The organism is Gemella sp. 27098_8_149 (genome assembly GCF_041433745.1).
Taxonomy (GTDB): Bacteria; Bacillota; Bacilli; order Staphylococcales; family Gemellaceae; genus Gemella.
In genome coordinates this window covers 1-22,256 of record NZ_JAPWCB010000022.1, presented here as the reverse complement: position 1 = coordinate 22,256, position 22,256 = coordinate 1, and the positions used below count along the sequence as shown (strand labels likewise).

Annotated in this window: 18 protein-coding genes; 16 read left to right on the top strand and 2 right to left on the bottom strand. The window is 27.0% G+C overall.

Going from position 1 to position 22,256, the window contains the following annotated elements; all coding sequences use genetic code 11:
- Positions 1-81 precede the first annotated feature (81 nt).
- Positions 82-1,443 carry an Nramp family divalent metal transporter gene (locus O3801_RS07715; RefSeq protein ID WP_371454585.1) on the bottom strand — a complete coding sequence of 454 codons (1,362 nt, stop codon included), beginning with the start codon at positions 1,441-1,443 and terminating at the stop codon, positions 82-84.
- A gap of 370 nt (positions 1,444-1,813) precedes the next feature.
- Between O3801_RS07715 and O3801_RS07710 the strand changes: the two genes are divergently transcribed.
- The 5 genes from O3801_RS07710 to O3801_RS07685 all read left to right on the top strand — a co-directional run bounded on the left by O3801_RS07710 (position 1,814) and on the right by O3801_RS07685 (position 7,765).
- Entirely contained in the window at positions 1,814-2,533 is a 720-nt protein-coding gene (locus tag O3801_RS07710) for a prepilin peptidase (RefSeq protein ID WP_371454584.1), read from the top strand.
- A complete protein-coding gene (gene radC / locus O3801_RS07705) occupies positions 2,527-3,336 on the top strand; it encodes a RadC family protein (protein ID WP_371454583.1) in 810 nt (269 codons plus the stop codon). The genes O3801_RS07710 and radC overlap by 7 nt, the downstream gene beginning before the upstream one ends.
- A gap of 961 nt (positions 3,337-4,297) precedes the next feature.
- The gene (locus O3801_RS07695; protein ID WP_371454581.1) at positions 4,298-5,875 is read left to right on the top strand and encodes an ATP-binding cassette domain-containing protein; all 1,578 of its coding nucleotides are present in this window, start codon (positions 4,298-4,300) and stop codon (positions 5,873-5,875) included.
- A gap of 187 nt (positions 5,876-6,062) precedes the next feature.
- A complete protein-coding gene (locus O3801_RS07690; RefSeq protein WP_371454580.1) occupies positions 6,063-7,259 on the top strand; it encodes an MFS transporter in 1,197 nt (398 codons plus the stop codon).
- Between the two features lie 116 nt (positions 7,260-7,375).
- On the top strand, positions 7,376-7,765 hold the full coding sequence (locus tag O3801_RS07685; RefSeq protein WP_371454579.1) for a hypothetical protein: 390 nt from the start codon (positions 7,376-7,378) through the stop codon (positions 7,763-7,765).
- A gap of 192 nt (positions 7,766-7,957) precedes the next feature.
- On the opposite strand, the gene O3801_RS07680 is transcribed toward O3801_RS07685, so the two are convergent.
- Entirely contained in the window at positions 7,958-9,556 is a 1,599-nt protein-coding gene (locus O3801_RS07680; RefSeq protein ID WP_371454578.1) for an ABC transporter ATP-binding protein, read from the bottom strand.
- A 261-nt stretch (positions 9,557-9,817) separates the two neighbouring features.
- Here O3801_RS07680 and O3801_RS07675 point away from each other — a divergent pair, with 261 nt between their 5' ends.
- The 11 genes from O3801_RS07675 to O3801_RS07625 all read left to right on the top strand — a co-directional run bounded on the left by O3801_RS07675 (position 9,818) and on the right by O3801_RS07625 (position 22,231).
- On the top strand, positions 9,818-11,398 hold the full coding sequence (locus O3801_RS07675; RefSeq protein ID WP_371454577.1) for an ATP-binding cassette domain-containing protein: 1,581 nt from the start codon (positions 9,818-9,820) through the stop codon (positions 11,396-11,398).
- A gap of 130 nt (positions 11,399-11,528) precedes the next feature.
- Positions 11,529-12,344 (top strand): AAC(3) family N-acetyltransferase, encoded by an 816-nt coding sequence (locus tag O3801_RS07670; protein WP_371454576.1) that lies wholly within the window; start codon positions 11,529-11,531, stop codon positions 12,342-12,344.
- Positions 12,345-12,470: 126 nt separating this feature from the next.
- On the top strand, positions 12,471-13,676 hold the full coding sequence (locus O3801_RS07665; RefSeq protein WP_371454575.1) for an MFS transporter: 1,206 nt from the start codon (positions 12,471-12,473) through the stop codon (positions 13,674-13,676).
- A 110-nt stretch (positions 13,677-13,786) separates the two neighbouring features.
- Positions 13,787-14,125 carry a hypothetical protein gene (locus tag O3801_RS07660; protein WP_371454574.1) on the top strand — a complete coding sequence of 113 codons (339 nt, stop codon included), beginning with the start codon at positions 13,787-13,789 and terminating at the stop codon, positions 14,123-14,125.
- A 640-nt stretch (positions 14,126-14,765) separates the two neighbouring features.
- Positions 14,766-15,938: an Abi family protein gene (locus O3801_RS07655; RefSeq protein ID WP_371454573.1), complete on the top strand. Its 1,173-nt coding sequence runs from the start codon at positions 14,766-14,768 to the stop codon at positions 15,936-15,938.
- A 311-nt stretch (positions 15,939-16,249) separates the two neighbouring features.
- The gene (locus tag O3801_RS07650) at positions 16,250-17,206 is read left to right on the top strand and encodes an ABC transporter ATP-binding protein (RefSeq protein ID WP_371454572.1); all 957 of its coding nucleotides are present in this window, start codon (positions 16,250-16,252) and stop codon (positions 17,204-17,206) included.
- A complete protein-coding gene (locus tag O3801_RS07645; RefSeq protein ID WP_371454571.1) occupies positions 17,199-17,987 on the top strand; it encodes an ABC transporter permease in 789 nt (262 codons plus the stop codon). Before O3801_RS07650 ends, O3801_RS07645 begins: the two co-directional genes overlap by 8 nt.
- A gap of 1 nt (position 17,988) precedes the next feature.
- On the top strand, positions 17,989-18,780 hold the full coding sequence (locus tag O3801_RS07640; protein ID WP_371454570.1) for an ABC transporter permease: 792 nt from the start codon (positions 17,989-17,991) through the stop codon (positions 18,778-18,780).
- Between the two features lie 467 nt (positions 18,781-19,247).
- Complete coding sequence (locus tag O3801_RS07635; RefSeq protein WP_371454569.1) at positions 19,248-19,940, top strand: hypothetical protein; 693 nt, start codon at positions 19,248-19,250, stop codon at positions 19,938-19,940.
- Between the two features lie 631 nt (positions 19,941-20,571).
- Positions 20,572-21,456, top strand: a complete 885-nt coding sequence (locus O3801_RS07630) for an ATP-binding cassette domain-containing protein (RefSeq protein ID WP_371454568.1) — start codon at positions 20,572-20,574, stop codon at positions 21,454-21,456.
- A 4-nt stretch (positions 21,457-21,460) separates the two neighbouring features.
- The gene (locus O3801_RS07625; RefSeq protein WP_371454567.1) at positions 21,461-22,231 is read left to right on the top strand and encodes an ABC transporter permease; all 771 of its coding nucleotides are present in this window, start codon (positions 21,461-21,463) and stop codon (positions 22,229-22,231) included.
- Positions 22,232-22,256 lie beyond the last annotated feature (25 nt).

Sequence of the window (22,256 nt, the reverse complement as noted above, 5' to 3'; positions counted from 1 at the left end):
TTTATGAAGTATAGAAGATGTGAGATTATGTATATATTAAGAAATGAAAAAATTGGACTGACAAAAATCAGTCCAATTAGTTTATATGAATGTTGATATTATTAACCAGAAATTCAAGATTATCAATACTACTGTACAGATCCACGCAACGATCTTCATCCATGGTTTAATAACGAAATCTCCCATAAGTTTTTTGTCTGATGTATAGAGTGTTAATGGAATAATAGATATTGGTAGAGCAATACTCAAGAATACTTGTGTATAAATTAGTAAACTCTCAATTGCTTGTTCACTATCTCCAAAGATTATTAAACAAATAACAACCGGCATTACTGCAATTACACGTGTCAGCATTCTTCTAATCCACATAGGAAGTCTCATGTGGATGAAACCTTCCATAACTATTTGCCCTGATAATGTTCCAGTAATAGTAGAGTTTTGTCCTGAGGCCAAAAGCGCTACTGCGAACAATGTACTAAGAAGAGGCGAAGCAATGGCACCAACTATACTACTATCTTGTAAAGCATTGTATAAATCAGTAAAACGACCAAGGCTGTCACCATGTCCATGGAATAATGCAGCACCTAGAACTAATAGTAAACAGTTTATAACGAATGCTATTGATAGCTGGATATTAGAATCTATAGTAGAAAATCTAATTGCATCTTTCTTAACTTTATTATCTTTTCTGTCGTATCTTCTTGCTTGCACAATAGAAGAATGTAAGTATAGATTATGAGGCATAACTGTAGCACCTACGATACCTAAGGCGATAAATAATGCACCTTTATTACTAATTACTTCTTTATTTGGAATGAATCCTTTTATTAATTCTCCGGTATTAGGATTAGCCAATAAAACTTCATAGAAGAATATTATTAAAATCGTAAAAATTAAAGTAGCCACAATAGCTTCGATTTTTCTAAATCCAAAATGTGCTAATAATAATAGTAAGAACACATCGAAGATAGTTATAATAACTCCTATTAGTAATGGAATACCGAATAATAATTTTAGTGCTACAGCACTACCGATTATTTCTGCAATATCAGTAGCCATAATAGCTAGCTCGGTAATTATCCAAAGCACAACTCCCATTTTTTTACCAGTATGTTTTCTAGTAGCTTGAGCTAAGTCCATACCAGTAACGATACCTAATCTTACAGACATTGATTGAAGAAGCATTGCGATAAGATTCGATATAAGTATTACGAATAATAGGCTATACGCATATTGAGCACCACCAGCGATAGAGGTAATCCAGTTACCGGGATCCATATAACCGACCGCTACTAATGCTCCCGGCCCACTATAAGCAAGGACTTTCTTTAAAAAGCTTCCTTCTTTAGGAACATCAACTGTATTGTTGATTTCTTGAAGAGAAAGTTGATTCGCTGCTTCTAACTCTTCTTGACTTTTTCTTAAAAATTTTTTAAAAATCATTCAATCACCTTTTCTAAAAATAATAGCTTAGTATAAGCATACAAAACTACTTTCCTTAAGGCTGAAATCTTGCCTTCGGAAAACTATAATTAATATTGTACTATAAAAATGAAAAAATGTAAATTCTTTTGAAAATGGATATTGCTATGAGTGGACTAGAACGATAATAGATATTGAAAATGAGTATGATTTATTGTGAAAATATATTCAAGATGAAAAGTTGTATACAGAATTCCGAAGATATTAAAAAAAATATTAAGAATAAAAAAATATTATTTATTGGTTGAAATTGGACAAAGGATAAAGTTGGTTAGGTAAATATTCTTATGATAAAATATAATCGAAGGGTTATAAAATAGGGGGGATATTTATGGAAAGTTCTATATTTATTATTATCTTAAGTCTTATTTTTGCTAGTGCTATTAAGTGTTTAGTAGATAGTGAGAATAAGAAAGAGTTTCTATTTAGGCGAAGTCGTTGTTCTAGTTGTCAAAAAGAATTAAGGGGTTCGGACTTAGTTCCAATTTTTAGCTATTTATATAAAAAAGGGCGATGTAGTTATTGTAATCAAAAAATCCCATTGGATGTATTTTTATACGAAATTTTTACTTTTATTACTATAGTATTATTTATTATTTTCCAAAAACAGTTTATTTTTATTAGTTATCTTGAAGTTAGTATATTTATTATTCTCATTTTTTTAGGAATAGAAGATGTGAAATCATTTGAAGTCAATGATGAGTTGTTTTATCTTCTAATTATATTAAATTTTTCTTCTATATATATGCATTATTATTTATTCAATTTTTTAGATTTTATTTATCTTATTATTATCTTTCATATACTATATATTTTCACAAGAGGTGGTTTAGGTTATGGTGACATAAAAGTTTTTTGTGTATTAGCCTTAAATTTAAACTTATTTGAAGGAGTGTATTTGTTAATATTTACATTTTTATATGCAGGATTCTTCGCTATTTGGTTAATTATTTTGAAGAAAGTTAAAAGGAAAACGAAACTACCGCTAGTGCCATTCATAACACTTAGCTATTTAACAATAATATTAATAAGGGAGGGATTATTATGGTAGCATATACTATTAAAGAATTTAGTGAGGAAGATCGTCCGAGAGAGAAATTTAAAAAACTAGGAGCCCTAGCTCTTAGTGATAAAGAGATTCTAGCAATATTATTAAGAACAGGTACAAAAAATCAAAATGTAATTGAGCTTTCTGACACGATACTAAAAGACATGGGAGGTATTACAAAATTAAGAGATGCAACCTTAACAGAACTTATGAAACATAAAGGAATAGGTCAGGAAAAGGCGATACATATTCTGGCAAATATAGAGTTCGCAAGAAGAATATACGCGACAAATGTCCTAGATGTGAAGTGTGATAGCCCGCAGTCAATAGCCAATTATCTAAAATCATCTTTAGAGAATTTAACACAAGAAGTCTTCGTAGTATTAGATATTGATACAAAAGGTAAAATAATAGAAAAAAGAGAAGTATTCAAAGGTAGCTTATCTATGTCAGTAGTGCATCCAAGAGAAGTATTTAAACTAGCGATAAAAAATAGTGCTTCGAGCATCGTCTGCGTGCATAATCACCCGAGTGGAGATGCAACTCCTTCTATAGAAGATATTAAAACAACGATAAATCTAATGGAAGTTGGTGAAATAGTTGGTATTGAAATGCTAGATCATATTGTAGTAGCGAAAAAAGGATATGTCAGTATTAGAAAAGTATTGAACTATCTGGCAGTAGAAAATATAGATTATAAATACGAAGATGTTACAAGCGAACAATTAAATTATATACTGAGAAAATACAAGATTGTAGGGAGTATTAAAAAAGTAGAAGGTAAATTCCCAAGTAAGTTCCAGTAAGAAATCAAAGAGAAAGTTTTACTTTGAGAATAAATATAGAAAATAAACGAGAAAAGTGTCTCAAAATCTTTGATTTTTTATTTTATCTATGTTAGAATATAAGCATGAAAGAGAGAGCCGTTTTAAAGACGGTGGCTCTAGTTTAGGTATTTTATAACCATCTAGCCTGCCAAAGCATAAAGATGGTTATTTTTTATTGTCTTTTTTTAAAGCTACAATACATGCACTAACTACTGAAACAATCAAAAGATTTATTCCAATAATCGTCTGTATAATTTCGTAAGCTGACAACTTGCTACTCCTTTCATCCAGATTTTAGTGTATGAGAGCATAGCACCATCCCCTTTCATATAGAAGTAGCCACCATCTTTATCGGAAACTAATGTCCCCTAACTTCTCTCTCCAATTTTGATTATATCAAATTAAGTTATGATAATCAACAATTTATAAATATACGTAATATTATAAATTTAAAGAATAATACAGTATTACAGAGAATATAAAAAACTCATTTTCTGAAGTTTTACAGGGGTTATTATATAAAAAATGGTTTTGATGAAAAAATAAATTTGAAAATATATATAGGAAGTAAAGGAATACTTTTATTTACGAGAAAGTGGAGGCACGGATTTTTTAGTTTCATTTAAAAGATAAGTTTCTGGTTACAGTCCAGTTTTTTTGTGAAATAGAATTAACAAATTAAATTTTCAGAAATAACATTGACTAGCAATTTTTTATTTGATATAATTTCTATAATTTAACTAAACGTTAATTGGATTTTATGTTGAGTGGAAAGTTAATCTATAGATTGAATTATTTTATAATATAAAATATTAAGAAAGAAATTGATTGGCTTCTATGAGCAATTGATTTCTTTTTATTATATTTAAATTTTAAAAGGTTATTTATTAAATGGAAACTGAACTTTTAAATAGAAGAACTCAATTAAGGGGTGAGAAATATGAGGAAATTTTTATTTGCGGTAGTTTTATTTCTTATTACAGTCGTTTCGGGGATTAATATTTATTTTTCTTATCAAATTAAATATGTTGTTGATGCACTTACTACTAAAAATGAACAATTATTCTATAATCAAATTATATATTTATCTGTAATTATTATACTAATGCTTATATGTGAATATTTACGTCAGATTTTAGATACTGTTTATCTAAATAAAATTGGATTTAATATTCATAGAACGCTTGTGGGTAGTTTACTTAGAAATAAACTTGATACAAAGAGTAAAAATTTATTATCTACTGTAAACAATGACATTGAAATGGTAAAAGATCAATATTATAATACGATTTTTTCTTTGTATCAGGGGATGGTTTATTTTATTTTTGCTACTATAGCGTTGTTCAAATTAGATGTAACAACAGCTTTTTGGGTTATAGGATTGTCACTATTTCCGATTGTAATTCCTAACCTATTCAAATCATATTTGAAAAATGTTCAAAACAGTATTTCTATACAAAAGGCTAGATATAACGATAAACTTGAAGATTTTTTAGAGGGATTATTAGTTATTAAGAACAGTGATTCGGCTAATATATTTTATGAAAAATTACTTAATGAATATAAAAAAATAAATAAACTTGTTAATAGAAAAAATGTTTTAGTATCACTTGTAAATGTCTTAACTGGATTAGTATTCTACGCTACTATTATTGCTATTTTATATGTAGGAGGTCGTCAAGCTCTGTTAGGAAATACGAGTGTAGGAGATATAGTATCTATTTTTACTATTTCTACAGAATTAGTAATGCCTGTTAATTTGATAACAGCTTCTATAGCTAATATAACATCGGTAAAAGATATAAAGAGAGAATTGGATTCTAAAGAGAAGTTTGAATATCTAGATAGTCATGATCTTATCGATTTTGAAAACATAGAAGTTCGAAATGAAAGTTATAAATTTAATAATAGAGAAATTTTTAGTGATTTTTCAGCTAGTTTTGAAAAAGGTAAAAAGTATTTAATTCAAGGAGATAGTGGTAGTGGAAAATCAACGTTAGCATTACTATTAACGAAAAACATTGAAGGATGTAATATATTTTTAAACGGAAAAAATATTAGCAATTATGAATACAACACAATTCAGAAAATAATAACTTATGTTCCTCAAGATAGTTTTATATTTGTAGGAACGGTTAGCGATAATCTTACTTTTTATAAGAACATAGAAGCGGATAAAATAATGACTTTAATAAGAGAAACTAGATTAGATGACAAAATTAAAGAAGCTTCTGATTTGATAAATACTACGTACGATAAGAGAAAATCAAATTTATCTGGTGGACAAAAACAAAGATTAGCGTTAATCAGGGCTATATTACAGGAAAAACAGGTTATAGTTTTAGATGAAACATTATCAGGGTTGGATAAAGATACATACATCTTAGTTGAAAAATTACTATTAAGTATGAAAGATAAAACTTTAATTCATATTTCGCACAGATCTTATCCAGAAACTTTGAAAATGTATGATGAGGTACATGTAATGGGGAAAATGGGATTGAATAAAAAGTCCTAAAATTTAATAAAGTTTATACGAGAGCTTATGACTTGGTGGTTTATTGATATATAAATTCACCTTATGAAAGCTTTTTAGATATTTGATAAACTTTTCGGAGATGACTCGATAAAATCTCTTTCTCCGAAATTACAATTTTTGAGTCACTTTCATAATACTTTAAAATATAGAGATAGGAGAGTCTAATATGTTAAATAGAAATTTTAATTTATTATGGTTATCACAGATAGTTAGTTCAATTGGAAATAAACTGACTATATTTGGATTTCCATTAGTAGGAATATTCATTTACGATACTACGGTATTAGAAACTTCTATGATTACAGTAATGTCGTTTTTACCGAGCTTACTTTTTGGAACAATAATAGGTGTTGTTGTAGATAGGGGGAATAAAAGAAAAATAGGGATTTTTACAAATATAATTTGTTTTGTTATTTCTATAATATTATTTGTATTTTCTATTTTTAAAATATTACCACTGTGGGGATTTTACATTTTAATTTTCTTATTGAATACATTCTTATTATTTGGGAGTATATCTTTTTATAGTCAAATTCCTATGGTAGTAGAGAAAGAAAATCTAAAGAAAGCAAACTATAAAATGGAATTAAGTAATAGTGTTATTGATACTGCCGCTCCAAGTGTCGGTGGGATTATATTTAGTTTATTTTCAGCTCCGTTTATCTTTATAATAGATGGGATAACATTTATACTAGCAAGTTTTTGTCAGATATTACTTCCATGTAATATAGAGAAAGATAGAGTAAAAACAAAAAAGAAATCGATAGTTCACATAAGAGAAGCATATAATTATGTTTTTAATAATCAAATATTATTTAGATTGGCGATGAGTTACTTTGTATTGGTATTTGGTATAGGTATTTTTCAGTCGATTCAGTTTTATTACTTAAGTAAAGTTTTAAATGTTGCTCCATATACAATTGGGATGATTATAAGCGTAGGGAATATAGGTCTTGTAGTAGCATCTGTAAGTTCTTTAAAAATATCTGATACTATAGGAATGGGAAGAACTATAATATTATCATTTATTTTATATGCAGTGGGTTTCACTCTTTATTATTTAAGCAGTGAAGAGAGTACATTATCTTTATTTGTTGCAACTATGTGTATAGGAGCAGCGATGCCTTTATATAATGTGAATGCTACTACAATAAGACAAAGTAATGTTGATTTATCAATGTTGGGAAGTGTTTCTGCTATTTGGAGAATTTTTGGAAGAGGGCTTATTCCACTAGGAGCGACAATAGGTGGAGGTATTTCAACATATTTTTCGGTAGGAATTGCGATATTAATATCCGTTATTATAGTTTTATTAGGTTTGTGTATAGTATTATTTTCTGATGAATTAAAAAAATACACGTAACATTACATCACAAATATTTTGAATACGTTTTAGAAAATGGTATAATACAATCGAATAAGTATAAATAATTATATTGTATTAGTTAATAAAAAAATTTTAAAGAGGAGGGGAGAAAAATGAATAAGCTTAAAGATTTAGGTTTGTTGGTATTGCAAGTTGAAGTAGTAGGTTTCTTATTCATAGCTATGAATAAATATTTAACTAACACTACAAGCTTTTTACCTGAAGCTTTTACTCAGGATAAAACAGACATTAAGGCATATAGTTTAGCTGCATTGGCGTTTATGATATTAGGTATTGCTCAATATTATGTGGTTGACTTATATGAAAAAATCAACTGGAAAAAAGCGAGTATAATAGAATACTTGGTAGAAGTAGCAGGAGTTTTACTAGTATTTATCTATTTACAATTTATAGATAATCTAGCTAAGTTCGCATTTCTATTCGTGTTAGTTTCATTTCTATTCGTAATGAGATATTTATACTTTTATAAGAAATTTGCATAAGTTTATACTTTTGAACAATTACTAGAGGAGGATACTGTTCAAAGTGTAGAAATTTTTAGTTTAAAATTTTAATTTGGAATGTAGGTATTCAATATAATTGTTGTACTATTGTTGCTGGATTTTATAGGGAAAAATAAAAAATGCCAAGTAATGTAAATTGCTTGGCATTTTTGTGTTATTTAATAAGTGATATTACTGTGCTTTTAATTCTACACATTCTGTTAGTTGTTTTTTGATTTCTTCTTGTATATGGTGAGAAATCATTATTAAAGTTAACTTTTCGTCAGCTAAGATATTGTTTTCTATCTGTACTGCTGTTTTTTCATCTAATGCTGAGGTTGCTTCATCAAGAATTAAAATTGGATAATTTCTAATTAAAACTCTCGCAAGAACTAATCTTTGTTTTTCTCCTCCTGAAAGGATTTCTCCCATATTAGATAAGTTATGATCTAAGCCATCAGGTAAAGCTCTAACTCTATCAGCTAAACAAACTTTTTCCAATATGCTCCATATTTCTTCATCTGAATAACTATCATCTAAAGTGATGTTATATCGGATTGAACCACTAAAAATAGATGTTTGTTGACTTACATATCCAATTTCTTTCGAGAAGTTAATATCATCCTGTATTTCAAGGGGATTTCCATCGATTAAAACTTTATCTTGGCTGGATTGTAATTTCCCTAGTAGCAACTTGATTATAGTAGATTTTCCAGAACCACTTTTACCGATTACTGCATATTTTCCACCTTTATTAATATTAAAGTTGAAATTTTTAATGACATGGTTATCTCCGAAACTATAATTAAAGTCTTTAAATTCAATATTTTCTTCAACGTGTGGGTAAAGTGTTTCTTTAGCAGTTGCTTTAGTTATAACGCTATTTAATATTTCTTTTGTACCGATTACCTTAATATACAGATCAACCAATTGATTGATAGAAGTAAGGTATATGCCTAGTATAGTAGATACCGAAGCTATTGTACCTATAGTCAATTCATTTTTTAAAACTAAGTAAATCGCAAAGATAAAAATCAATAATTCAAGTAGCTTCTCGATACTTTGTAAAGTTAATTCACCGAATGCCATTAATTTAGAAATACTATACTGTTGATCTTCTTTTTGAATCTGACTAGCCTTAACATTTTTTGAGAATAAATTTATCTTACCAATATTCTTCAAATCTTCATAACCTGTTAAATACTCCTTTAGAACTCCAGAAAATTTCCCTGATAAAATTGATAAATTTGTATATCCTACACTAATTTTATTACCAAACTTACCGCTTATTAAGAACATTGCGATTGATGATAATAGGGCAAATACAACAAATTTCCAATTAATAAGCCATAAAAATACGACTGATGAGATAAATAATACAATAGCACTAAGTAAACCAGTTAATGGTGAGAATAAATACGCGGATAATAATTCAAGTTGATAAGTGTATTTAGTCATATGCTCACCAGAATCAACCTTATTAAATTCTGATTGAGACATAGTTTCTATGTTTTTACTAATTCTATCACCTAGATATATCTTCCATTGTTTAACTAATTGTGCAATTATAATTTTTAGCCACGCTCTAAGTAGTTCTACTATTATTAAAATACAAATAATAATGCCAACTTTTGTCCAAAGAGACCCTGTTTTGTATATTACAGAATCAACAATATCAACACGAGCGTATACAACATAAACAGTCCCTATTGATACTATTAATGTCAAAATAAACATAATGCATAACTTTAATTTGTTTAATGTTATAACTTCTAAAATATTTTTAATCATATTTCTCTCCTTTGAATAGATTACATAAATGTTGTTTGTATTTAAGTTACAAGCTTTATGTAACTTTAATTATACTGACTTTTTTTTTTGTGTCAAGATAATTAGAGAAAGTTTTCTGAAAATTATAATTTTATATTGTTATCATCTTTTTTTCATACTATAATAAAAGTATAAATATAAGTTGGTGTTTGCATATGTTTCTCAAAAATTCCCTTAATAGAGTGTTATTAAATTGAGTGGAATTAAAAGTAGGAGGTATTTATGAAAAAATATATTTTAAAATTTAAATATAGGTTCTTATTAATTTGTTTTCTTATATTGTTAAGGCAGTTATTTCTTATGAAAAGTAACTTTTTAAATGCAGATGCTATAACTGTTCTTACCAATAGAAATCTACATAGTTTCTTTGAAATTATCTTATTCTTATCCGTTACGTGGTTAGTTATTATAGTAATTGATAGGGTGGTAAAGGTAAGAGAGGAGATTTTTGTTCAAGATATTGGAATAGATGTTAAGGATAATCTGTCTACTAGCCTTGTAGAATTAGATATTGAAAAGTATAAAGATAACTCACCTGGTGTTTATCAATCTTGGTTTAATAATGATATTCAAATGATTCAAGAAAAAGGGTTGAGGAATATATTCGCTATAATATACAGTCTTTCTGGTGTGGTATTTTCTCTTTATGCTCTATTGAAATATCACTGGATCATTTCTTTAATTACTATTATAGGAACAGGAATATTAATTTATCTTCCGAAAATTTTTAATAAAAAACTTCATAATATGGGAACAGAGGTTACTAAAGAAAATGAGAACTATGTTGCTTCGTTAGAGGAGACAATTTTAGGTTATGATACTTATTTCTCTCTTAATAAATTACAGATAATTCCCAAAAGAATAGCACATATTAGTAGTATTTTGAAAAATGTATTTGTTAAACAAAGTAAATTGGAAAGCAATTATTATATGCTTAACTTCGGTTTAAATGTCTTTTTCCAAGTGTTATTAGTATTTGTTACAGGGTATTTAGTTGTTAATGATAATTTGGAAATTGGTGCAGTTGCAGCTGTAGGAATGTTTTCCAATCTTGTATTTGATGGTATGAGCCAAGTAGGTTATAGAATAGCATTTATTAAAGGTGCAAAACCTATATTTTCTAAGCACGATGAGTTCATGTCGAAAAATAAAGATACTCATTTACCGGTTGAATATTCTTTAAGAGAAACATTATTTAATATTAAAAATTTATGTTTTAGTTATGGTGACAAGGAAATCTTAAATAATTTGAACCTTGATATAAAAGAGGGGAATAAATATCTAATAAGCGGAGATAGTGGAGTAGGAAAATCAACATTTTTTAAAATTATTACGGGACAACTGAGAAATTATGAAGGTAGTGTAGAGTATTGTAGTGTTGATTTGAAAAAATTGTCTACTAAGCAAATACTAGAAAAACTGACTATAATTCAACAAGAAAATTTTGTATTTTCAGGTACTGTCAAAGACAATATTACTATGGGAGAAGTAGCTGAGGATAGTGAAGTAACTAAGTATTTAGAAAGAGTGGGCTTAACGCAGAAGGACTTCTTATATTCAGAAGTAGAGGTTCATGGGAAAAATCTTTCAGGAGGGCAACGTCAAAGATTGGCTATAGCTAGAGCGTTATTTAATGGTAAAAAGATACTGTTAATTGACGAAGGAACATCAGCTTTAGACAAAGAATCAGCGAAAAGTTTAGTAGAAATGCTGTTAGGAAATAAAGACTTAACGATAATAATGATTAGCCATGACATAAGTGAAGAACTAAGAGGAAAATTTGATAACATTATAAAATTGTAATGTAAGTTAAAATTAATAAAATAAAGATTTAGATTCATATATAAGAATGAAAACTGGGGAGTGGCTCAAAAATCGATTTCTCTGAAAATAAGATTTTTAGTTATCCCCTAATTTGATAAGGAGGACAAGTATGAGTTATAAGTTTATGAGTGATGCATTAGATAATAATCTAATGCCAATAGGTAAAAGTGATTTTTCAAATCTATTTAAAGATTTAGGAATAGAAGAAGGCGATATCCTGATCGCACATGTTTCTCTTAGCAAATTCGGCTATATAATAGGTGGTGCGAGATGTATTTATGAAGCACTTATGGAAGGATTAGGAGAAAATGGAACGCTCGTTGTCCCAACGCAATCTTTAGAAAATATGTCTCCAGAGTATTGGGAATATCCTAAAGTTCCCAAGGAGTGGATAGAAAAAATAAAACGAGAGAGTTTATCTTATGATGTTAATCTATCTAGTACGCGAGGTATGGGAAAATTTAGCGAGTTTGTTATGAATTTAGCACACTCAGTTAGAAGTTCTCATCCACTATATTCTTTTTCAGCAGTAGGAGAAAAAGGACAGGAAATAATAAAAGAGCATCCATTAGATGATGGCTTAGGATATAATTCACCATTAGGGAGATTATATGATCAAAATGCCAAAATTTTATTATTCGGAACTGATTTTGAATCCAATACAGCATTGCATCTTGCAGAGTATTCACTAAATAGAAAAACAATAAAAGAAAGTGCTAATGTAGATGGAGAGTGGGTAGAATTTTCTAATATCGAATTAGATATATATGATGATTTTTTAACAGTTCAGAAAGAATTCATGGAGAATTGTAAGGGAAGTTATCAAATAAAAGATATACAGAAGACATCGGTTCTTTGTATAGATTTAAAAAGTTGCGTAGATTTTGCGAAAGAATATTATAAGAAAAAGGAAGAAGTGAAGTAGGGAGAGCATGATTTTATATTAAAATTTTTCAAATTGTTACCATTTTATTTTCATATTATAATAAATATAATAATTATTTATATGGTATGAAAAAAAGGGGAACTGTAAGTAGAAGGGAATTAATTTATGAATAAATATATGAGTGTTTTAAAAAATGTTGATTTTATAAAGTATTTTTTTTCGATTAACTTCACAACATTAGCACAATCATTTGTTAGTATAAGTATTATCTGGTTGATCTATGAAGAAACTAAAAATCCATTATTGATAGCTATTTTTGGTGTATTGACTCAATTGCCAGCTATAGTTTTTGGACCATTAATATCAAAAGTGTTAGATAGGTTTAATATTGGAAAAGCAATGTTCTTGTTTTTACTACTAAGAGCTAGTATTTTTCTGATTATATTCTTATTGCCGTTTAATGATAAGATATCTTTAAGTATTATAGGATTATTGATAGGTTTGAATAGCGTTATAGGAATTCCTTTATCAGCGGGAGGAGATATAATAATAAAAGAGGTGTGTAATGATGAACAATTAGTAACAGCTAATGCATTGATGATAATATTTTTCGACCTCTCTTATATCTTTGGTTCGATTTCTGTTGCGATAATGGGAGTGTTAGGTAATAATAGAATAGCTTTCATAATAGGTGCTGTATTATTTTTCATTTCAGCGATAATAATAAGTACAATAAAAAGTGACGAGATATTTAGTAACAGTGAAAACAGACAGGAAAAATATACAATATTTAGTTCTATGAAGTATATTGTAAAAAATAGTGAAATATTCCTTATGACAATTAATACGACATTGTGGAATATGTTCACTTGGGGAAGTTTCATCGTATTATTACCAATATATGTAGAACAAAATTTAAATAATGATAGTGTAGCATATGGAATATTAAATTCTTTGCAATCTGTTGGTATTATCTTGGCTTCACTTATAATAGGTTTGCAATTTATCTCAAAAATTAAATTAGAGAAATTAATTTGCTTAGGTATTATAGTGCATTGTTTATTATTGATACTGTTTTATTTTAGTACGAATATTATTCTTTCAGTAATTATACTTATTATAGCAGGAATCGCTTCAGCACCAGTACTAATTTATAAAGCAACATTCTTCCAAAGAAAAATTTCTAGAAAAATAATGGGACAAGTATTATCATTAATCCTAGTTTTAGGAAGTGTCTTGTATTCTCTAGGAGGCATAATTATAGCGTTCCTGATAGAAAAATTAGGAAAAGAATATTTTTCATATATAAATTTATATTCTTTAATTATCATTATAGTAATATCACTAATGAGTCTTAAAAAAATATCGTAGATTTATCTGATATAAATTAAAATATATTTTTCCGGGGTGAATTGAAGGTATTTATTTTTGTTATGAGAGAATGATATAATTATACGTACAACAGAAAGGAGAAAATAATTATGGATCCTATGATTGAAAAAATGTTTAATGATAATTTACTAAATTTTAAAATTATTGCTGAACTAGTAGATTATTTAAGGGTTAAGTACGGTGAGGAACTGTCATTTACATTTGCTTGTTTTAAAAATGGGTTAACCACAGAGCAAACCGAAGATTTGCTTATGTTCTATTCAGACATTACTGAAGAAATAGCAGTCGAGGATATACATTTATTAGATAGAAATTTATTAATAGAAAAAACTAAAGAAAAAATACCAAATTTGACAGATGATAATAAAATTGGAGAAATAGTAGACAGTTATATTAATTGTTGCTTTTTGTTAAAAGAAGAAGGATGAATAGAAATTATGAAACCATAGAAAGTTTTTTTGAAAAATTATTAATTTACATATTTCCGATTATTATATTAATAGATATAATAAATAGATATTTAATTAATAATTATATGCTGTATATTTTAAATAATATTATGTATGTAGGATATTTTATAATGATTCTTATGTTTCTTTTCAATAAAAATAAGAAGAGAAAAAGGAAAGAAAAGAGTTAAAAAATTAAAAGGGGAGATTGCATAATCAGATTAGACATTTGGTGTATTTTTGTTTCTCCAAGGGAGTGGTTCAAAAATCGTGATTTCGGAAAAATCAATTTTGTCTAGTCCCCACCGCAAAGTTTATTAGATATCTAAAAAGCTTTTATAAAGCGAATTTAGTTATCAATAAACCACTGCGTCTATGAGTTTTCATATACACTTTTATAAAATTTATCACTTTTGGGTCAGCCCCATTTTTATTGTGGTAGAATATTGTCCCTTTTTTTAGTTAAGATATTATCACTTTTTATTCACACATTTTTAGAAAATGATGGATTTTTATTGTAGTTTTAGTTAATGTATGATATACTGAACATACAGATCGAATAGAAGCCCCTGCTGTGAACACAGTGGGGGCTTTTCTAATAAGAGGAGAATGGTCACTTATGGAGAAAATATATAAAACTCAAACAGAGAGAATAGATTTATTAGTCAAAAGAGGTATGACTATAGAGGAATCTAGTAAAAAAATACTTGAAAAATATAGTCATTATAATTTAATAAATGCTTATAAAAATCCATTTTTGGAGAATAGAGGTAATTATCCAGCAGGAGCTAATACAAATGAGGATTACTATATTTTAGGAACTACACCAGAACATTTTGAGGCGTTATATCAATTTGATAGAAAATTAAGATTAATTTTTTTAGAAGAAATATTAATTATTGAGGAAAAATTAAAACACGCTATAATTCAATCTTTTTATGATGTTCATACTAATTATGGTCAGAACAAAGCAATTGCTGAAACTTTGCATAAGGAGAATGAGTATTTACGAAGAATTTATTATAATAGGGAAACTTTTAGTGTCGAAGAAATAGAAGAAAAAAGTGGTCATAGATATACAGTGACAGATGGAACAGAGTATGACGCAGCTACTCTTAAATACATGAAGCCTAAGAAAAAGAGATATACAAATGACACCGTCTATGATGAGATTATGACAATGATATATTCAAATATAGGAAGACAAAGAAAAAAGAAAGCATATATAAAAAAATATATAGATGAACACACATATCTCCCAATGTGGGTTTTAATGAATATTATGACATTTGGAAGTGTTGGTAAATATTTTAATATACAAATAGATGAAGTTAAAGAAAAAATATTAGAGAAATTTAATATAGCTGGAGATGGAGGGCTGCTTATAAACAGTGTTAATTTTTCTAGAATACTAGAAATCCTAGGTATTTATAGGAATATTACAGCACATAATGAGAGATTTTATTGTACTAGTACCTCGATTCCAATAGATGATAATTTTATGAAATTCATAGATAAATTGCCGTATTCAGAAGATGTTAAGAGACTAGCTGGAACCAACCATCATATTAATAAAACAAGAGGGAAAAAACTATCTAATGTAAGGAAGAGTATATATTCATTAATGTTTTCTATATCTATATTTCAAGAAGATGATGAATTGACATTATTTAAGGATAAGATTAAAGTGGAGTTGGAGAAACTACGTTCATCATTACCAGAAAGGTCTTATGAATTTATAAAAAAAGAGATGGGGTTAAATTTTGAGTGGTATAATAAATTAGTAAAATAAGAGGCAATATTATGAAAAAGAGTTAAAAGACAAAAGAAATAGATTACTAAGTATCAACCTTATCTCCTGATTTAGTGAGATGGGGTTGTTTTTTTTATTGTTTCAAGAATTACCGAATTCGATAGCAAAAATAATTTCCTTATCGTAAATTAAAAGAAAAATTACTATAATATTCAGAAAATATTGACTTTAAAAGAAAAACACGTTAATATAGTTAAAAATAGGAGAATAGGTTCTAGAAAAATAGTAGAATTTGATGAAGAAAATCATCATAAATCAGATAATAAATTAGTAAAATAAGAGGAAATATTATGAAAGAGATAATTAGTGTTGAGAGTCTAAGTAAAGACTACATAATAAAAAATAGAGTTAGCTTTTTTAATACGGAAAAGACAGTTAAACAAGCGTTGAAGGACATAAATTTTAGTATTAAAGAAGGAGAAATTGTAGGATATATAGGAAATAATGGAGCTGGAAAATCTACAACCATAAAATTACTGTTAGGAATATTAACTAGTACAAAAGGCTCAATAAGAGTGTTTGGTAAAGATCCATTTATTAATAGGCAAAAAAATGCTAAAAATATAGGTGCGCTATTTGGACAAAAATCACATTTATGGTGGGATTTACCACTAATTGATTCTTTTGAGTATTTATCAAAAATCTATGAAGTAGATAATAAAGAGTGGTTAGACTATCTGATATCAGAATTAAATGTAACAGAGTACTTATATCAACCAGTTAGGCAACTATCTTTAGGGCAAAGAATGCGTGGAGAGTTTATAGCTAGTATTATTCATAAGCCACAATTGGTGTTCTTGGATGAACCGACAATCGGTTTAGATATAGAAACAAAGAAAAAAATTATGGAATTAATACTAAAAATAAATGAGAAGTATAATACTACTATCATACTAACGACTCATGAAATTTCAGATATAGAAAAAGTCTGTAAGAGAATGATTTTGATAAGTGATGGTGAAATCAATTATGATGGTGAAGTGAAGAGCTTCAAGCAGATTTTTAATAAATATAAAAAACTGAAAATGTACGGAGAGAATATAATAAATTTAGATGAAGAAGGAATATTACCTTTACGAACAAATGTTGATTCTAAAGAATTTGTTTTTGATGAAACTAAATTTAATATTTTGGATATAATAAAATTACTGCCGAGTGAAAGTATAATTACACAAACTGAAGTACTGGACTTAAATCTACAAGAGGTATTGCTTGTAAAGGATAAGACAGGTGATAAATATGAATAGATTTTTTGCCTATACTTTATATCAATACAAAAGTTTATTACAATACAAATTTAATACGATAATGCAGATAATTGCATCACTATCTATGGTATTAATACAGTATAGTATCTGGATTTATGTTGAAAAATACAATTCTAAAAATATTGATGAAATAATAACTTATGTTTTGTTTGCGATTATTTTACAAATAGTTTTACCTATAAAAATAACTACCAATTTTGTATCTGAGAAGATTTTAAAAGGTACTATTATTAATTATTTGAATAAGCCTAATAGATTAATAGTTATAACGTTTTTCACTACTTTAGGCAATTTTCTCTATAAATTAAAATTTCAAGTACTGCCGATTTTAGTTATTTATATTTTACTATTTTATAATTTAATATTTAGAACCATATCTCTTAAGAGATTTGTACTTTTTATATTTGTGTATATCTTGAGCTATGTTGTTGCTTTTTTATTAGGTTATATTATTGCATTGTTATCAACAGTATTTATAAGAATAAACGGTGTATCTGAATTAGTTAATGCTCTTCTTATTATTTTCGGTGGAGGATTGCTACCTTTAGATTTATATCCGAAACTATTATTAAGAATATCAGAGGTAACTCCATTTTACGCTGTAATGTATGCACCTATTTCTATTATTGTACATGATAATGATTTAGGAAAAGTCTTATTTATTCTTGGTGTACAGATATTTTGGTTAATCATATTATTGATAATTTCAAAAAGACTATCACAATATGTATTTAACAAGTTTGATATAATGGGAGGTTAATATGAAGAAACATTTATATTTATATGCAGAGTTTTTTAAAATGGATGTAAAAAGGATATTGAGTTATAAACTAGATTTTATTATAGGAAATTTGGGTTATTTACTAGATACACTTACAACATTATTTGTATTACTTATTACGCTTAATTATACAGAATTAATCGGTGGTTTTTCTTTATATCAATTGTTGTTTTTATATGGTTTTCTAACATTAACATCGGCGTTATGGGAATTTTTCTTCGTTACAACTTTAGAAGTCCCATATTTAATTCAAACTGGAGAACTTGATTTATTTTTATTAAGACCGCTTAATATACTTTATCAATTTATTATTTTTCAATTAGATGAGGAAGCTTTATTTGAGTTAATTACAGGTATAGTAATTGTGATTTTTTCATTATATAACTTAGATATTGATGTAAATTATTTATTTATAATAAAATTCATTTTATTTACAATATCAGCGGTTTTAGTAAGAGAGGCTATATACTTAGCACTAGTATCAATTAGCTTCTTTTCGATAACAAATGATGGTATAAAATCAGTTTTATGGCAATTGTATCAATTGGCAAATTATCCAGTTAATATTTATCCGTTTTTTATTAAAGTAGTACTAATAATTATTCCATTCGCATTTGTGGGATATTTCCCAGTGGTAAATTTAATAAATTCACATGACAGTTTTAATTTAGAAACATGGCTTTTAATATTATTTGGACCGCTTCTACTTATATTAATCTATAAAACAATATGGAATTTCGGATTAAAAAAATATCAAAGTACAGGATCATAATAGTTAAGAAGGTTAATGATTTGTAAGAAATAAGAACAAAGTGAATCACATAGGAGGTGTTTTTTATAGAATCTAATGTTAAATTAGCTAGAAGTTTATATTTATGTTTGAATTTAATTTTGAGTGTTTTATATTCATACATAACGGTGAAATTTATATCCGTATATAATTTCCCTATATATTTTATTTTGTTAATAACGACTTTGATAGAAATATTTATTTTTCTAGATACTAGTTATTTTAGATTATTAACTAGTATAAAAACAAAGTATTTTTATTATATCTTAATAGTTTTTTCAGTAGTAGTATTTATTCTTAAAAATAACATAAATTTATATTACGTCTTAACATTCTATTTTGTATATTACTTATTAATTTCAGTCGTACTACTAAATTACAATTTATTTGTAATAGAGAAAAGTAAGTCTATCAAAGCTGGAGTGACAGATATTTCCTTATATAGCAACTTGTCTAAATTACTTGGTTTTTCTTTAGGGAGTTATATTTATAAGGTGAATATTGATGAATATTTAATAGTATTTATAATTATGTTTGTTTTATTTTCAAGTTTTAAAATAAATAATTTTAAAAATGAAACTGAGAAAAATTCTGAGAGATTAGTTTTTAATAAGTTGAAAAGAAAATATATTATAATCAATACAGCGCTATTGTCAGGAGCAGCAGTGTTTTTTATACCGCTGTTTATAAAACAATTAGCGGCTAGGAATTTAATACAATATTCTAGTATTGTATTTTTTATACCAGGACTAACAGTAGTTTTATTTTTAATATTTACTAAGAAATATGATATAAATTTAAATAAGATACTTATGTCTTACATAATTTTTGATATAGTATTCTTCATATTGGTTATTTGTGAAGTATTTTTACCATTGCAAGTGATACTGTTATCTTTAATAGTCGCACTGGGAGTATCAATTAGTATAAAATTAAGGACTAATTTCATAAAAAATAATGATAAAGATTATAGAAAAAGTATAGTACAAATTTTTCGAATAAGTGCGCCATTATTTACTATTATTTTAAGCTTTGTAGGGTTATATGTAGAAAACATTGCTTATTATATTTTGTTAATAAATGCAATTTCGGCTATTCATGTATTGTATGTAAATTTAAAGAATAGAGAGCACACTTTATAAGATTAAGGGAAAGTTTTTAGAAAAAATGTAAAAAATAAAAAATTAATAAAAGATTGTATACTTAGTTAATTATTGAAATAGCTAGGTGTACATTTTTTGCTTTAATTTAAGAAGTAATACCAAGTCATATTCCTATTTAAACTTGTATTTATTTACTCTAAAAAAACAAGAATTAATTTTTAAAAGCGTTTTTTTTTTTTTTTTTCTTTTCATATTGCTTTCATATCGTTTTTATATTACAATAAAATTATAAAGCTTTATAACCTCATAAAATAAGGAGGACAAAAAAATGGTATTAGATATTGGAATTTTATAGTTTAAATGTAAAAAATAATAATAAAGAGAATCATCATTGATTTTTGATTTACTAATAATCTTAAAAAATGATTGTTTCTTATTATATCTTGAATAGAGGAGAAGAGTTAACTATTTTAACAAACGATAATGATTTTATAGTATTTGTTAAAGTAGACACTCGATTAATAATTCATTCATTCAAGAAGATGCACTTTATTGTGTGAGATACATGTAAACTACATATTAAAGAGTTAAAGGTTGGTTTGTATTTGCAAATCAACCTTTTCTAAAAAGTAATTAGAAGTAAAACGTAATATCGGGAGGAGGGAGTTAGATGGTAAATCTATTAACAGTGAAAAATTTATCATACAAATATAAAAACTCTAGTGATTACGCGATTAAAAATATTTCTTTTTCTGCGGAAAAAGGAGATATGATTGCACTTATAGGTAAAAGTGGTTCAGGGAAAACTACGATAATTAATTCTACATTAGGATTGTTTTCTAATATCGAAGGAGAGGTATCTTTTGGTGAAGGTGTGTCTGTTCGAGATATAGACTACTGTATGCAAAACCAATCAGTAGATTGGTACTTAAATGTATATGATAATATTTATATGGGGGTATTATACTCTAAAAATACTATTAGCAAGAAAAGTGTAGATGAGATTATTGAGGTTCTAGGTTTAAAAGGTAAGGAGAAATCAGACTTAACAGAATTATCTGGAGGACAACTGCAGAGGGTACAAATAGCAAGAAGTTTGATATCAGATTCAAAAATTTTATTTTTAGATGAACCTACTACAGGATTAGATGTAGTATTATCAAAAAATATATTAGAATACATAAAAAATAATAATAAAGAACATGCTGTTTTTATATCTTCTCATGATTTAGATCTTATAGAAAAGTATTGTAATAAGATAATTTATATAAACGACGGGAAATGTTTATATTTTGGCGAAATGAGCACTTTCTTAAAAGAATATAATAAAGAAATAGTATACAACATTTCTTACAGTGGCGAAATAAGTAAAGATGTAGTAGAAAAATATAAAGATACTATTACAATCGTTGATGATAAAAATTTAAAAATTTTCTTGGAAAAAGAAGAGGAAATTTCAAATGTATTAAAACTACTATTGGCAGAAAATATTACAATAGGAAGTCTACAGAAAGAAGAAATTACCTTGAAGAGAATATTGGAATTGGAGGAGTAATTATATGAAAAATGTTATGAAGAATTTTTGGGCGACATCGTATATAGAATACAAGGCGATTGAAAATAATAAGCAGATTATATATACTCAGCTAATGGTTCCAATATTGTACTTTGTATTTTTTGGATTTGGAATAGGTAACTCTTTTTCAAGTTTAGCTTTTAAAGGAGAAAATGTTAACTATATAGAATATATTTTCGTTGGAATTATAGGAGTAATACTAAATTCTCAGATGAATCAGTCGGTTTATAGGGTGAATTTAGATAAAAAATGGGGACTCTTAGCGTATAAAAGAATAAAAGGAACATCAGCAATTTCATATTTTCTAGGAAAATTAGTATTTCCATTAGGAATAACAATAGTACAAGTATTACTAATTTACTTCTTATCGTTCTTTTTAGGAATAAAAATACAGATAGTTCCTTTTTTAAAAGTATTAATTATTGTAATTGTCAGTCTAGTATTTTGGTTTTCTCTTGGAGTTATTATTTCATTAGGAACTGTATCATATAGAACTAGAGATCTTATCTTAGGAACATTATTACTGCCGATAATTTTTGCTGCACCGACTTTTTATAGTTTAGACAATTCTAAGGTGCTATACTATATATCAAAACTTAATCCATTAACTTACCAATTAACGAGCATGAGAACTGTAATTTTTGATATGGATCTTGATATAAATACTTATGTTACAATATTTTTAAGCCTAATAATGTTTGTTTTAGCAATAAGCGTAATAATAAGATCAGAATTATTAGGTGATGAGAGATAAAAAATGTACACTTAGTTGTGATATA